Origin of the sequence: Salinicoccus sp. RF5 (genome assembly GCF_020786625.1) — a bacterium.
In the GTDB taxonomy this organism is placed as follows: Bacteria; Bacillota; Bacilli; order Staphylococcales; family Salinicoccaceae; genus Salinicoccus.
In genome coordinates this window covers 310150-324030 of record NZ_JAJGRC010000003.1, presented here as the reverse complement: position 1 = coordinate 324030, position 13881 = coordinate 310150, and the positions used below count along the sequence as shown (strand labels likewise).

General features: G+C 49.8%; 15 protein-coding genes and 1 rRNA gene. 4 read left to right on the top strand and 12 right to left on the bottom strand.

Annotated features, from left to right (window positions below):
* Positions 1–62, bottom strand: a 16S ribosomal RNA gene (locus LLU09_RS10870); the annotation flags it as partial.
* A gap of 401 nt (positions 63–463) precedes the next feature.
* On the opposite strand from LLU09_RS10870, the gene LLU09_RS10865 reads away from it, so the two are divergent.
* On the top strand, positions 464–853 hold the full coding sequence (locus LLU09_RS10865; protein ID WP_228311754.1) for a YgzB family protein: 390 nt from the start codon (positions 464–466) through the stop codon (positions 851–853).
* Positions 854–890: 37 nt separating this feature from the next.
* Here LLU09_RS10865 and perR read toward each other — a convergent pair whose 3' ends face one another.
* The 3 genes from perR to bcp all read right to left on the bottom strand — a co-directional run bounded on the left by perR (position 891) and on the right by bcp (position 2812).
* Positions 891–1334 carry a peroxide-responsive transcriptional repressor PerR gene (gene perR, locus LLU09_RS10860; protein WP_304612940.1) on the bottom strand — a complete coding sequence of 148 codons (444 nt, stop codon included), beginning with the start codon at positions 1332–1334 and terminating at the stop codon, positions 891–893.
* Between the two features lie 82 nt (positions 1335–1416).
* On the bottom strand, positions 1417–2361 hold the full coding sequence (locus tag LLU09_RS10855) for a D-2-hydroxyacid dehydrogenase (protein WP_228311753.1): 945 nt from the start codon (positions 2359–2361) through the stop codon (positions 1417–1419).
* Position 2362: 1 nt separating this feature from the next.
* Positions 2363–2812, bottom strand: coding sequence for a thioredoxin-dependent thiol peroxidase (gene bcp / locus LLU09_RS10850; RefSeq protein ID WP_040106361.1), 450 nt, complete (start codon positions 2810–2812; stop codon positions 2363–2365).
* Positions 2813–2958: 146 nt separating this feature from the next.
* Here bcp and LLU09_RS10845 point away from each other — a divergent pair, with 146 nt between their 5' ends.
* Together LLU09_RS10845 and LLU09_RS10840 are read left to right on the top strand one after the other, a co-directional pair.
* On the top strand, positions 2959–4251 hold the full coding sequence (locus LLU09_RS10845) for a glutamate-1-semialdehyde 2,1-aminomutase (RefSeq protein WP_228311752.1): 1293 nt from the start codon (positions 2959–2961) through the stop codon (positions 4249–4251).
* 11 nt (positions 4252–4262) lie between these two features.
* The gene (locus tag LLU09_RS10840; RefSeq protein ID WP_175288343.1) at positions 4263–5375 is read left to right on the top strand and encodes an FUSC family protein; all 1113 of its coding nucleotides are present in this window, start codon (positions 4263–4265) and stop codon (positions 5373–5375) included.
* Positions 5376–5408: 33 nt separating this feature from the next.
* Here the strand turns inward: LLU09_RS10840 and LLU09_RS10835 are convergent, their stop codons facing one another.
* From LLU09_RS10835 to mutY, 4 genes are read right to left on the bottom strand one after another with little or no spacing between them, the layout of a single operon-like run.
* Positions 5409–6023: a DNA-3-methyladenine glycosylase gene (locus tag LLU09_RS10835; RefSeq protein WP_228311751.1), complete on the bottom strand. Its 615-nt coding sequence runs from the start codon at positions 6021–6023 to the stop codon at positions 5409–5411.
* Positions 6024–6038: 15 nt separating this feature from the next.
* Positions 6039–7775: an ABC transporter ATP-binding protein gene (locus LLU09_RS10830; RefSeq protein WP_228311750.1), complete on the bottom strand. Its 1737-nt coding sequence runs from the start codon at positions 7773–7775 to the stop codon at positions 6039–6041.
* 57 nt (positions 7776–7832) lie between these two features.
* Complete coding sequence (ntdP, locus tag LLU09_RS10825) at positions 7833–8378, bottom strand: nucleoside tri-diphosphate phosphatase (protein ID WP_040106366.1); 546 nt, start codon at positions 8376–8378, stop codon at positions 7833–7835.
* A 56-nt stretch (positions 8379–8434) separates the two neighbouring features.
* The gene (gene mutY, locus LLU09_RS10820; protein ID WP_228311749.1) at positions 8435–9469 is read right to left on the bottom strand and encodes an A/G-specific adenine glycosylase; all 1035 of its coding nucleotides are present in this window, start codon (positions 9467–9469) and stop codon (positions 8435–8437) included.
* 52 nt (positions 9470–9521) lie between these two features.
* On the opposite strand from mutY, the gene LLU09_RS10815 reads away from it, so the two are divergent.
* Complete coding sequence (locus LLU09_RS10815; RefSeq protein WP_228311748.1) at positions 9522–10499, top strand: metal-dependent hydrolase; 978 nt, start codon at positions 9522–9524, stop codon at positions 10497–10499.
* 21 nt (positions 10500–10520) lie between these two features.
* Here the strand turns inward: LLU09_RS10815 and LLU09_RS10810 are convergent, their stop codons facing one another.
* The 4 genes from LLU09_RS10810 to LLU09_RS10795 are packed head-to-tail and all read right to left on the bottom strand — an operon-like array spanning position 10521 to position 13871.
* A complete protein-coding gene (locus tag LLU09_RS10810) occupies positions 10521–11279 on the bottom strand; it encodes a hypothetical protein (protein WP_228311747.1) in 759 nt (252 codons plus the stop codon).
* A 10-nt stretch (positions 11280–11289) separates the two neighbouring features.
* Complete coding sequence (locus tag LLU09_RS10805) at positions 11290–12783, bottom strand: hypothetical protein (RefSeq protein WP_228311746.1); 1494 nt, start codon at positions 12781–12783, stop codon at positions 11290–11292.
* Between the two features lie 4 nt (positions 12784–12787).
* Complete coding sequence (locus tag LLU09_RS10800; protein WP_370632506.1) at positions 12788–13108, bottom strand: YfhH family protein; 321 nt, start codon at positions 13106–13108, stop codon at positions 12788–12790.
* The gene (locus LLU09_RS10795; RefSeq protein ID WP_228311744.1) at positions 13077–13871 is read right to left on the bottom strand and encodes a RecX family transcriptional regulator; all 795 of its coding nucleotides are present in this window, start codon (positions 13869–13871) and stop codon (positions 13077–13079) included. The genes LLU09_RS10800 and LLU09_RS10795 overlap by 32 nt, the downstream gene beginning before the upstream one ends.
* Positions 13872–13881: the final 10 nt, after the last annotated feature.

Below are 13881 nucleotides of genomic sequence, written 5' to 3'. Positions count from 1 at the left end.
ACTTGCATGTATTAGGCACGCCGCCAGCGTTCATCCTGAGCCAGGATCAAACTCTCCATAATTGGAAGTTCTCTGACTCCGTTGCGGTTTTACTTGTCGCCCAAGTGAATGCCGTAGCATTCGTTTTATCGGAATTAACGTTGACATATTGTCATTCAGTTTTCAATGTTCTCTCGAAATCACTCTTATAATACTACCTTACTTCTCAAAACTATTCAAGCGTTAATTTTACACTTTCGAACATTTTTTTGAAATAAAATGTTTTGTTGCCCTTGTCGGCTGCTGTTGTGTTTCCCAAATCAGCGACCTTTATATCATACCAAGTTGGCTATCCGATGTCAACGACTTTCGAAAACTTTTTTAATTCGTTTTATCTGTGCCGTGTTGTTCACCAAATGCTAAATATTAGATTATCATAAATGCCATAACTTGTATATAATGAATTTCAGAGGTGAAATGTTTTATGAAAAAACCAGGAAACAAAATACTGCGTATCCGTGGCTATGCACTGGCCCTGATTTTTATAGGTATGGGAATAATGTACCTCGGTGTATTCTTCCGTGAGTACCAATGGCTGTTCAGCATATTCCTTCTTATAGGATTGCTACCCATCCTTCTGAGCTTCGTCATCTACTTCTGGGTGGGACTCATCAGCACGCGTGCTGTCACTGTGCAGTGCCCGAACTGCGAAAAGCATACGAAAATATTGGGTCACGTCGATTTCTGCCAGCACTGCAAGGAACCGCTGACCATCGACAAGGAGCTAGAGGGTGAGGAATTCTCCCTCGACTACAATGTTGAACACCGAAGGAAAAAGGCAATTGACGAAAAGAATGCCGAGAACGAAAAATGAGCAGGGGGATGATCCCCCTGCTCATTTTCTTTTTGGCTCATTCCGCACTCCGACATTCCGGACACACGCCATAGATTTCTAGCCTGTGGTGGCTGACATCGTAGGATGTCACTGAACCTGCGAGATGTTCCACTTCCTCCAGGCCCGGATAGTGGAAATCCGTGATCTTTCCGCATTCGCTGCAGATGATATGATAATGCGTATCTGTAATGAAGTCGAAACGGCTTGAAGCGTCACCGTATGTGAGTTCTTTTACCAACCCCGTCTCTTTGAAGAGCTTCAGGTTATTATATATAGTGGCCACACTCATATTTGGATATTCATTAGAAAGCGCTTTGAAAATATCATCAGCAGTCGGATGTTCTTCTGTTTCTATCATGTACCTGAGCACTGCTTTCCTCTGCGGCGTAATGCGAACACCAGTCTTCTTCAGCGCATTGATCGATTCAGTGAACTGGTCATGGGCATCCATCATCTTCATATTGATACCTTCCTTCTCTAGCAGACTACTGTAATATGAATATTGTACTTTGTACTGAAATTGTTTGTCAAATCACTTTCCATCAATATCCCCTGCTATTATCAATGATATTCATCATCGATCCCTTTTCTTCTATATACTGAAGATTGTGGGCGAATATTTCAAATCCCCGCTTCAAGTACCCTTCCGTCTTCGATGAAGCATGCGGTGTAATCGTCAGATTATCATACGTATAGAAGATATGGTCCTCCGGAAGTGGCTCCTGATTGAATACATCGAGGATCATATGGCGTATCATGCCTGCTTCCAGCACATGGGATATCGTTTCATCGGTCATGATGTCCCCGCGTCCGATGTTGACGAAGACTGCTGTTTCCTTCATTCTACCAAAAAAGTCGGCATCAAGCAGTCCCCGCGTCTTATCGGTGCTCGGCAGGATGTTGATGACGATGTCCGCTTCACCGATATGGTCATCGAGCGCACTGATGGCATAGGTGTGGTGGAACCCTTCCACTGCATGCCCCGTCGTGTTATAGCCGGCCACCTGGGTGCCGAATGCCTGAAGCACTTTGGCCAAGTGCGCACCGATGCTCCCGGTGCCGAGGATGTGGACGGTCTTTTCATATATCTCCTCGGTCCGTGCGTTCTTCCTCCAGTGGGCATTCTCCTGATCGACCTTCAACTGGTGGAAGTCCTTATGGAAGTCGAGCAGCAGGCCGACAGTATACTCGGTCATCTGTATCTTATGGATGCCTTTGGCGTTCGTGATATGCACATGTTCCAAGGCATCGAGCGGCAGATCATCAAGCCCAGCGCTCATGACCATCATCCATTCCAGGTTTTTGTAGAGGTCGACATCCTCCCTGTCGAAATTGGAACCGTAGGTGACGAAGATCTCGCACCACTCCTTGTCCGCTTCCGTAAGATCCCTTGTCTTTGAGAAACGGTACTCCATATCCGGGTGATGCTCATTGATGTACTCGATCATATGCGGCTTCAGGTTGACTGTCGATAATATGTTCTTCATCCTATGCTTCCTCTTCCAGATAAGTCTTCAATTCATCGATGTGGTCCTTCGCCTTGACATTATCCCACCTTTTCAGGATATTGCTGGCTTCATCGACCAGGAATGTCGTTCTGACGATGCCTTTGGATTCCTTGCCGAATACTTTCTTCATCCTATAGACGCCGAGTGACTCGGCAAGCCCGAAGTCCTCATCGACCAGAAGGTCGAAATTCAGATCATTCTTCTCTATGAAGTTCTTGTGCTTCCTTTTGGAATCGCCATTTACGCCATACACCTTCACGCCAAGTTCATTCAGGTGACCCAGGTTGTCCCTCAGGTCGCATGCCTGGGTGGTGCATCCAGGTGTATTGTCTTTCGGATAGAAATAGATGACCGTCTTTCCTTCAAAATCCTTATTGCCGACTTTCTCCCCATCCTGATTTTCTAGTTCAAATTCCGGGAATTTCTCCATTTGTCTGCCTCCTTGATTGTATATGCATATATATTGATGATACCCAACTTACGTCCCGCTCTCAATAGTAGGATCTTCCTTAATTATGTTCCCTGGATGTGGTAGAATACTCATTGTGAAAAATTACTGACCAAAGGATGGGAAATATGTACAGTCATGAAAAATCTCGAACACTTCAAACTCAGGCAGAAGATGTGATACTCGGTGGAGTGAATTCCCCTTCCCGATCATATAAAGCTGTGGGCGGCGGTGCGCCGGTCGTCATGGACAGGGGTGAAGGTGCCCATTTCTACGATGTGGACGGCAACCGCTATATCGACTACTTGGCGGCGTATGGACCGATCATCACCGGGCATGCCCACCCGCGCATCCACGAGGCGATTGCGGAACAGAGCAGCAAGGGCATACTGTATGGTGCGCCGACGGAACTCGAAATCGACTTTGCCAACAAGCTCAGGGATGCAATCCCCTCCCTTGAACGTGTCAGATTCGTCAACTCGGGAACTGAAGCTGTGATGACGACGATCCGGGTGGCCAGGGCCTACACATCCAGAAACAAGATACTCAAATTTGAAGGGTGCTATCACGGCCACTCCGACCTTGTGCTCGTTGCAGCGGGGAGCGGCCCGTCCCAGCTCGGCACGCCGGATTCAGCGGGTGTCCCGAAGGGGGTTGCGGAGGATGTCATCACAGTGCCCTTCAATGATCTGGAGGACTTCAAGACGGCCATTTCCCACTTTGGTGACGAAATAGCAGCAGTCCTCGTCGAACCGATCGTAGGCAACTTCGGCATCGTGGAACCGATGGAAGGCTTTTTGGAAGCAGTGAACGACATTGCGCACGATAACGGATCCCTCGTCATCTATGATGAAGTCATCACCGCTTTCCGCTTCATGTATGGAGGCGCCCAGAATCTGCTCGGTGTCGAGCCGGACCTGACTGCGCTCGGCAAGATCATCGGCGGCGGCACACCGATCGGTGCCTATGGCGGCCGCAGGGACATCATGGAAAGCGTCGCCCCGCTCGGTCCCGCCTATCAGGCCGGCACCATGGCGGGCAATCCCCTCAGCATGGCCGCGGGCATCGCCTGCCTTGAAGTGCTCGAGAAGCCCGGCGTCTATAGTGAAATGGAGCGTCTCGGCGGCATGCTCGAAGACGGGTTGATAGAGTTGATAAATAAATATAGTATTAAGGCAACGATAAACCGCCTTGTCGGTGCATTGACGATCTATTTCACCGATGAGACGGTCACCAATTATACAATGGCTGAAGCAAGCGACGGGGAACAGTTCGCCAAATTCTTCAACGGTCTGATCAGGCGCGGCATAAACATCGCTCCTTCAAAATATGAAGCCTGGTTCCTGACGACGGAGCATACCGAAGAGGATATCAAAGAAACACTGTCCATTGTGGAGGAAGTATTCAAAAATGAATTTTAGGAGATGGTGCCATGCGATTTGGTGCTAGAGTATTCAAAACCGGTGTAACAGTCGTACTTACATTATTCATCACCAACCTGCTGGGTCTCGAGCCTTCGCTCATCGCTGCCATCGCTGCAGTGTTTGCCCTGCAGCCGAATGTGCACCGGTCTGTCATGAGGACTTGGGAGCAGTTCCAGGGCAATGCTCTCGGGGCCGTATCAGCCATCGTCATGGTACTGCTCTTCGGCAATAATGTCATCGTCATCGGTCTGACGGTCATTCTGGTGCTCGCCATACTATTGTTCTTCAATCTGCAGAGCGTATCCACCCTGGCTGTCGTGACGATGATTGCCATAATGGACGCACCGACCCTCATGGAAAATTCTACAACCATGGACTTTCTGGAAGCGGCCGGCATCCGATTTTCACTCGTCATGATCGGGGTGCTGTCGTCCCTCGTGGTGAACCTGCTGTTCATTCCACCGAAGTATGAAACGAAGATGTACCACAACTGCTTCAACATCACGAGTGACATATTCAAATGGATACGGCTCGAACTGAACGCCGTCAGCGAATACCAGATCGTCAAAAAAGATATCGAATCGCTGCGGACACGCGTCGTCACCCTGGAGACGATGTATCTTTGGTACCGGGAGGAGAAGAACTACTTCAAGCGGAGCAGCTTTGCCGACGCACGGCGCAAGATCCTGTTCAGGCATCTGATCGCCTCGACCCGCCGGGCATTTGAGTTGCTGAGGAAGCTGAACCGGTATGAAAATGACTACAACCATCTGGATGATGACTTCAAGTACCGGATTAGACATGAGATGGACCAGCTCATGGCCTACCATGAACAGATCTTCATGAAGATTACTGAAAAGATCAGGCCCGAAGCCGCATTTGAAACCTATGATAACGATGAGCAATTCGAGCACTCCATGATGGATGATTTCGTCCGCCTCTATTATGAAGCGGAAACCCCCGAGGAGAAGATCCAGTACGAGAACATACTGGAATTCATCTCAGCCATACACGAATACTCCAATTCATTGGACCGCCTCGACCGGCTCGCATCAAGCTTCTTCCGTTTCCATGCGGATAAGAACAAGATCAATATACAGGATGAAACACTGGATATATAGAAAACAGGCGCAGGGGATTTCCCTGCGCCTGTTCTATTTCCAGCCGTTGTTCTCCGCCGGCCGTCCGCGGAATCTGCTGACATGCGGGTTGCCTTTGACGATGAAGCGGTATGGATAATGCACCGCTTCCTCTTTGTTGTCGATGCCTATCCGTTTCGTCGCCTCAATTTCACGCGGGGCCCTGCCCGGCCTGAGGGTTAGGATGCCATTGTTCAGTTCCATGCCGTTATGGAATTCGCGCCGGACACCGAGAGACTTGGTCAACTTGCCCGGTCCATCCGTAAGGCCGGTTTCGCGCCCCCGCCTTTCGATCATGACATCCCTGCCGATATGGGGCTCGATTCCCCGGATGAGGACCCCTTCCGGATGCGTCTTTTCTTTCGTCAGTATGTTCATGCAGTGGTGGCCGTGCATCGTATATACATAGAGATGGCCGAAGTCGTTGAACATCATGCTGTTCTTCTTGTTCTTCCTTCCGCCGAATGTATGCGCAGCACGATCATCTACACCGAGGTAGGCTTCGACTTCTGTGATGAACCCGCTCGTCTCTACACCGTCGATACAGGTGATGATCTCGATACCAAGCAGCCTTCTTGCGGCATCCAGTGTATCATCAGCCAAAAATCCTATATCCAATGCCTCTGTCATGATGACACCCTTTACTTATAGATTCTGGATACTATAGAGTTTGTAGTATTCGCCTTTTTTCTTCATCAGTTCCGAATGCGGCCCGGATTCCTGGATCTGACCATCCACCATGACGAATATGCGATCCGCATGGGTGATCGTCGAGAGCCTGTGGGCAACGACGATCGTCGTCCGGTTCTCGGAGAGCTCGAGCAGCGTATCCTGTATGATGCTCTCACTCTCGAGGTCTAGTGCACTCGTCGCCTCATCAAGGATCAGGATCGGTGGATTCTTCAGGAAGACCCGTGCAATCGCAATCCGCTGCTTCTGTCCGCCCGAGAGTTTGACACCGCGTTCGCCAACCTCAGTATCATATCCTTCAGGGAGTTCCATGATGAAATCGTGGGCGTTCGCCCGTTTGGCAGCCCCTATCATTTCCTCTTCCGTCGCTTCAGGACGGGCAAGCAGGATGTTCTCCCTGATCGTGTCGGAGAACAGGATATTATCCTGCATGACGAGTCCGACATTATTCCTCAAGGATTCGATCGTATAGTCCCTGATATCCGTCCCATCGAGCATGACTTTTCCCGTGGTGACATCATAGAACCTCGGTATGAGCGTAACCAGTGTGGACTTGCCGCCCCCGCTCATGCCGACGAATGCGACTGTCTCTCCGCTTTTGACGTCAAAGTTGATATGTTTGAGCGCACTCGTGTCTTCGCCATTGTATCCGAAGCCGACGTCCCTGAATTCCAGGTTGCCGTCGGTATGCGTCAGGTCACGGGCGCCTGGACGATCTTTGACATCATATTTCTCATCGAACAAATCGAATACCCTATCCATCGATGCGATGCTCTGCGTCAGCGTCGTGGAAGAGGACACGAGTCTGCGCAATGGGCCATACAGCCTGTCGAGATAGGCGATGAACGCAGCCAGCGTCCCGACTGTCAGGTTGCCCTGGATGACCTGGTAGGCACCATAACCGACGACGAGCAATGGACCGATATCGGTGATCGTATTGACGACCGAGAAGCTTCTGGCGGTCCACTTGGCGTGGTCCGTCGCCTTGTTCAGAAAATTACCGTTGCGCTTGTTGAAGTGCTCTGCAGCATGATTCTCCACAGCAAAACTTTTGATGACATTGATGCCCTGTATGCGCTCATGCAGGAAGCCCTGGACTTCCGCAAGTGCCTGGGATCTCTGCCTGGTGAGGCTGCGCAGCCTGCCGAAGAAATACCATACGCCGAAGATGTAGAACGGGAAGACGATGATCGACACCAGAGTCAATTCGCCGTTCAGCGAGAACATGATCGCAAGCGCGATGATGATCGTCACCAGATCGAGCCATATGTTCATCAGCCCCGTCATGATGAAATCCTTCGTCTGTTCAACGTCGTTGATGACGCGGGAGATGATCTCCCCCACTTTACTGTTGGAATAGAATTTTGCACTCAGCATCTGCAGGTGCCCGTACATCTTCTTCCTTATATCATAGAGTATCTTGTTGCTCGTCCATTGGGCCAGATACTGCCTGAAGTATTCGACAGGCGGCCTGATGATGACGAATATGAAGGAGAAGATCAGGAGCACCTGAATCAGCATATTCACCCTGGCTTCGGTCGTCAGCCCGTCAGGCATGATGATGTCATCGATCGTATACTTGATCAGAAGCGGCAGCAGCAACGGGATGCCGAACTTCAGTATACCGATGATGATCGTCAATATGATCAGCCATTTATAGGGTTTGACGAATTGCATATAACGTCTAATCACACAAAAAACTTCCTTTTCTTACATAAAAAACAACCAACCGGTTAAGTTGATTGATCTTTAGTATGATTTGTAATCATTATTGAAACGGCCCTGCCAGACTTTTATGAAGTCCGGAGCAAACGGCCCCTTTTTCCTTTCGATCCACTGCTGAAGCACATCCACATTATGCCTGAGTATCTTGTCGATATCCTCCGGATATTTCATGCGGCTCTTGTGAAGCTTGTATTCATCTTCATCGAGCAGATGATATTTGCCATCCGGATAGACCTTGATGTCGAGGTCATAGTCGATGTATTTCAATGCTTCCTCATCATAGATGAAAGGGGATGACAGATTACAGTAGTAGTACACCCCATCTTCCCTGAACATGCAGATGACATTGAACCAGTAGTCGACATGGAAATAGACGATCGCCGGTTCCCGGGTGACCCAGGTGCGTCCATCACTTTCCGTGACGAGTGTCCGGTTGTTCCCGCCGATGACGACATGGTCCGTCCCTTTGAGTATGGTCGTCTCGGACCACACACGGTGGATGCTTCCGTCATGCTTATAGCTCTGTATCTTAACCTTGCTGCCTTCTTTCGGTATGGATTCCAAACCCATATTCCACACCACCTTTAAAATAATACTTTTATATTATATCATAGGTGGGAATATATTCACATTCTTTCGTCCGAGACTTCAAACTGCCCGTATATCTTCTGCATCGCCCGGCTCATCGGCAGCCCCTCGACCGCCTCCAGGGGGACGAAGTCCGGATGCTGGTCGCGTGTATGGAGCATATACCCCTCCATATACCAGACCTGGTGGGTGAATACATGCTTTCCGCTGCCGATGTGAAGGCCGGATGTATCGATCGTCAGCCCGAGATCCTCCTCCATCGACTCGATTGACGTATCAACATCATATTTCGGCAGTTCATACATGCCCTGCAGCAGTGTGCCTTCCTGTTTCCTCAGCAGTATCTCATTCCGGTCGTTGAGGATGAAATATACATTATAGAAAAGTTCATTCTTCCTTTTCGCCTTCTTCTTGACCGGCAGCTCCGATACGATGTTCCGGCTGTAGGCCTCGCAATGCTCCTGCACCGGACACATGATGCATTTGGGCGCCCGCGGGGTGCAGATGGTCGCTCCAAGTTCCATCAACGCCTGGTTGAAGTCACCCGCTTCAAGCGGAATGATCTCTTCAATCCGCTTCTTGATGTCCTTCTGTACGGAGGCCTTCGTCATATCCCGATCATCGGCATCGAGCCGGGAGATGACACGCAATACATTCCCATCCACTGCAGCAAGCAGATGGTTGAATGCGATGCTCTGCACGGCACCACCAATATAGGGGCCCACGCCCTTCAGCGAGAAGAATGCTTCCGGCTGCTCGGGGACGGTCGAATCATAGCGCTCTTGGACCTCTTTCACGGCAGCCTGGAAATTGCGGATCCTATTGTAGTACCCGAGCCCCTCCCAGTCCTTGAGCAGCGCTTCTTCATCCGCTTCCGCCATGCTGTCTATATCCGGATATTTGGTTATGAATTTCTCGTAATAGGGTATAACAGTAGTGACCTGAGTCTGCTGGAGCATCACTTCGCTCAGCCATATCAGATAGGGATCACGGGTCTGCCGCCACGGCAATGTCCTTTTGTTGGCCTGATACCACGCCAACAGATTATGATTGAATTCTGAACTATTCAGCATGAATGACACCTTCCTCTGCTTGATATATTCCATTTGAATGGGGAGAATGAACATGGATACTTTAACACATACACTAATGGGGGGCACAATCGTCGGCCTTGCTGCAATAGACCCTTCTATCGACCCCATTTCCGTCGGCTTCATCACGACTGTAGTCGGCGCATCCCTTGTGCCTGACATAGACACGGTCATGAAGATGAAAAATAATGCAGTCTACATCACCCATCACCGGGGCATCACCCACTCCCTGCCATTTACGTTCTTCATCTGGCCGGTACTCCTTACTGCACTCAGTGTGCTTCTGTTCGACCTGCCTGCATTGAATATGTACTTGTGGATACAGTTCGCAGTCTTCCTGCATGTATTTGTCGATATATTCAATTCATACGGCACCCAGGCGATGCGGCCCATCAGCCATACATGGATACAGCTCAGCGTCATCAACACGGTGGACATCCCGATCATCGTCATGCATGTGCTGTATTTCATCCTATGGTATTTTGGGGCGGACCCGGTGCCGCTGTTCCTAGCCCTCTACCTGGTGCTCTTCATGTACTATGTGGTCAGGTTCTTCATGCAGCGTTCGATTACTGCAAAGGTCGACAGGCAGCTGCCGAATGAATATGTGACCCGCACCTTCTGCATGCCGACGATCCACTTCTTCGAATGGCGCATTGTCGTAGTCACGCAGACAGCCTATTATGTCGGCCGCAGTTTCCGGGGGAACATCCTGTTCTATGACCGCTTCAACAAGAGCGGCCCGTTGGATGAGGAGAAGTTCCAAAGCATCAAGGAGGACCCGAACTTCAAGGCCTTCACCTTCTTCTCCTCCATATACACATATGAAATCGAGGAGATATCCGAAGATCAGGAGGAGATCAGGTACATCGACCTGAGATATCTGAAGGAGGGGCATTATCCATTCGTATGCATCATGCTTCTGGACAGGGACACCAATGAAGTGCTGCACAGCTATACGGGGTGGGTCTTCTCTGAAAGCAAGCTCCAAAAGAAGCTGCTCGACAGCTGATATAAAGACAAAGCGACTGGGCTATACGCCCGGTCGCTTTTTTAGATGGTGATATATCGAAAACTTCATCTTGCTGTAGTATTCGAACACCCACATGTAGAGGAAGATGATCTGCGCAAAGAACAGGACATCGTTGGGAAGACGGTTGATGTTCCAAGAAATATGCACCGCATTCGACTGGAGACCGTTGATGACATAGTAGAACGGGTTCAGGCTGAGCATGTGCTGCAGCCACGAAGGAATATTCTCCGGCAGATAAAGGATCGGCACTGAAACCACCAGGATGATGAACACGATGATGTTCACACTTCCTATCCTGTCGATCTGCACTGAAAGGTAGACCAGTGTGAATGGGATGATCAGGAGCACCCCGAGCAGTACATAGTACAGCAATGTGAATATGCCTATCAGCCAATCATCCATGACCAGAGCCGCAAGTGCACTGTACAGTACAACGAACATGAGGAAGATGAAGGTCTGGAAGACGATGGTCGGGAGTATACGCATATAAAGGGGGATGTAGTTCACCTTCAGCACCGAATCCTTATAGAATGCCGTGTTCTTGTTCAGTACCGTCATGCTGAACAGCCAGACGGCCGCCGCCAGCCCAACCAGTACATACAGATACTCCAGGACTTCCCCGGCATCCATCAGTGCCATCGCCACAAGCAGGAACACAAGTCCGATCGTATAGATCAGAAGTGGTGTGAGGTTGTGTGTGGAGAAATAGGATGTCTGTTTGAAGAAGTGGCGGAACAGATATTTCATTTTGTAATTCATAGCACCTCTCCTAACGCTGTATATATAGCCATGTCTGATTTGATGCATCGAGTATCATATAGCCCTCGGGCAGCCTGAATATCACATCTTCTGTCGTTATGCCGAATGCCTCGTACATCCCTTCCATACCCCGGGCCGGGAAGGACATCGAGAATATAATCCCGTCTTTGAACTGGTACGAGATCGGTATGCCTGAGAGTTCAGCATGCCTGGCGCTTGATGCGGACAGGTTCATCTCATCCGTCACCCTCTCCGTTCCCCCGTTGAGGACCCTCGAATAATAGAGGTAGTTGTTCTCGAACACTTCATCCGTGTAGGGCAGCAATGCTTCCAGCGTCGTTTCAGGGTACAGGCTTGCCGGGTTGAAGTATATGAAGGACGAGCTGTCCATCTCCACAGGCGTCCCATCATCCAGTATGGTGTACGTCTCCCCTGACCTGTCGCTCACCTGGAGCAGAGACAGGTAGGGATAGTTTTCCCCATTCACTTCGAGGTTTTCTTCAGTGACCACGGCATATGCGATGCGGTTGTCTTCTTCCTCTTCCGGAGCAGCCACGGTCTGCTCCTGTCCGGTATTGGCAGAACCCGTAAAGGAGATATCCATGAATATTACGATGCTCGCCATAAGCATCGTAAACATCAGGATGAGGGACAGGATGATCTTCCTCATGTTCATGGTGTCGATGAGCCCCGAATGCTTGCGGCTCAGGCGCTTCAGCCCATGGGCATATTTCCCTGACGAATCCAGATTCCGTTTCCATTCGATATCAAAATGGGCTTCTTCGTCCACACTTTTGAGCTGGCTCTTCTTTTTCATATAAGCATTATATTCCATGATGCCCTGCTTGACGCTGCCGTCGTAGCGTATCTGGCCATAGCTAAGCCACAGGAAATAGTTGGCGAGGGATTCGATCGGCTCCATGCTGCTCTCAAGCAGGAGCACCCCACGCCCCTTCTCTTCCTGCCCATTGATTGTCGATTTGAACACCGCGGCATCCTGAGCTCCCAAGTGCCGGTAAACGTTACAGTAGAGGATGATTTCAGCGTCCGAGACGTTGGACATCTCGAGGAGGACCAGGGCGATTTCCCTGCGTGTCATCTCCTTGACCGGTGTATTCCAGTACTTCCTGAACAGGGGATGGGACCAGAGCTGCTCGACCGCTTCAGCGGCCTCATCCGCCTGCATGTATTCATCGAGCATCTCAGAAACGAAGATGTTCAATGGGTGGGGATGGCTGATGTGGTCGAGCACATCGAGGCTCAAGATCGAGCTGTCCGTCTTTACCCGCCCCTTTTTGGGGTCAAGGCTGCCGTTGACCATCTCCTTCAGGTAGTTCAGCGTCCTGTAGTCCGAAAAGATGCCGAGCACTTCCCCCTTATAGAGATGGAAGGTGACATCTTTGAGCAGAAGGCCGCCTTCCCTGCCCAGCATCCGGTCCATGAACTTTTTTGATTCCTTGGCATATGTCAGGTTCAGTGCCCTGAGTAGAATGATGTTCTGCATCAGATCATCCCTTCTTGTTCAACTGCAGCATGCTGACAGGAATGCCTGTCTCTCTCTCTTCTCCTCCGACGAAGAACCCCCAGGCAAAGATGCCCTTGATGTATTCCACTTTGAAGTAGTGGTCTTCATTGCTGATGACCTTATAGATCTTCCCCGGTTCGATCAGGGAGAGGTCGATGAAATAGCTTTCTGCTATGAGTACCTGGCGTTCAAGCACCCTGTATTCATTTTCCACACCCATCATCTCGGCCTTCCTCATTGCCTCGCGCTTCTCGGCAATATATGCTTCAAGTTCACGTCTCGTCATAGTATTCAAAGGTTTCATCATCTATACCGCCTAACTTTTCCTGGATCAGATCATAGCCATACCCTTTTCTCATCAGTGCCTGTATCAGCTTCTGCTTTATGGTATGGCCTGTTTCCTTTTTCCGATATTTATTGAAGTACTTTTCAAAATCCTTTTCGAAATGCGCCGCTTCGTCATAATCATCATCGAAATCGATCATGTCGATATGAGCCTTGCCATACCCTTTCTGGTACAGTTTTTCAGTCAGCTTCATCCTGAACTGACGATAGGCACCCTTATGCCTTTTCAGCTGCTTGTCTTTAAGCTTGTTCATACGTTCTTCGTCCACTTCACTGCTGAAGGCATCCACATTCTCACGGATGACCGCCTCATCGATGCGGTGCTTCTTCAGCTCCCGCTCCAGGGCGAAAGGTCCTTTGTCCGTCGTGGCAATCATCGTATTCTTCAGGGCCTTGGCGTAATGCGCATCATTGACATACCCTTCCTCCCTGAGTCTCTGGATGGTCCTGTCGATCATTTCCGGATGGTAGTCCTCTGCCAGGTACTTCCTCATCTCCGACTCGGAACGCAGTTTGTAGCTGATGTATCCGAGTGCCTTGACGTATGCCTGGTCATACTGGATCGCTTCGAGCACCTGATTGTACTCACCCGTTTCGAGTATACGTTCCGGAATCAGCCGGTACTTCACAACCGACTCCTCATGGGCCTTGAATGAAGTGTCGTCATCCATGTGTATTTCATACATACTGTTCTTCAGAAGCGCCACTTTCTTTATCTGCATACGATCCCCC

Coding starts and splice junctions, on each gene's coding strand:
- LLU09_RS10865 (WP_228311754.1), top strand. CDS start 464: ATGAAAAAACCAGGAAACAAAATACTGCGTATCCGTGGCTATGCACTG.
- LLU09_RS10840 (WP_175288343.1), top strand. CDS start 4,263: ATGCGATTTGGTGCTAGAGTATTCAAAACCGGTGTAACAGTCGTACTT.
- perR (WP_304612940.1), bottom strand. CDS start 1,334: ATGAAGATGATGGATGCCCATGACCAGTTCACTGAATCGATCAATGCG.
- LLU09_RS10800 (WP_370632506.1), bottom strand. CDS start 13,108: ATGAAACCTTTGAATACTATGACGAGACGTGAACTTGAAGCATATATT.
- mutY (WP_228311749.1), bottom strand. CDS start 9,469: ATGCTGAATAGTTCAGAATTCAATCATAATCTGTTGGCGTGGTATCAG.
- LLU09_RS10835 (WP_228311751.1), bottom strand. CDS start 6,023: ATGACAGAGGCATTGGATATAGGATTTTTGGCTGATGATACACTGGAT.
- LLU09_RS10845 (WP_228311752.1), top strand. CDS start 2,959: ATGTACAGTCATGAAAAATCTCGAACACTTCAAACTCAGGCAGAAGAT.
- LLU09_RS10805 (WP_228311746.1), bottom strand. CDS start 12,783: ATGCAGAACATCATTCTACTCAGGGCACTGAACCTGACATATGCCAAG.
- LLU09_RS10810 (WP_228311747.1), bottom strand. CDS start 11,279: ATGAATTACAAAATGAAATATCTGTTCCGCCACTTCTTCAAACAGACA.
- LLU09_RS10855 (WP_228311753.1), bottom strand. CDS start 2,361: ATGAAGAACATATTATCGACAGTCAACCTGAAGCCGCATATGATCGAG.
- LLU09_RS10815 (WP_228311748.1), top strand. CDS start 9,522: ATGGATACTTTAACACATACACTAATGGGGGGCACAATCGTCGGCCTT.
- ntdP (WP_040106366.1), bottom strand. CDS start 8,378: ATGGGTTTGGAATCCATACCGAAAGAAGGCAGCAAGGTTAAGATACAG.
- LLU09_RS10795 (WP_228311744.1), bottom strand. CDS start 13,871: ATGCAGATAAAGAAAGTGGCGCTTCTGAAGAACAGTATGTATGAAATA.
- bcp (WP_040106361.1), bottom strand. CDS start 2,812: ATGGAGAAATTCCCGGAATTTGAACTAGAAAATCAGGATGGGGAGAAA.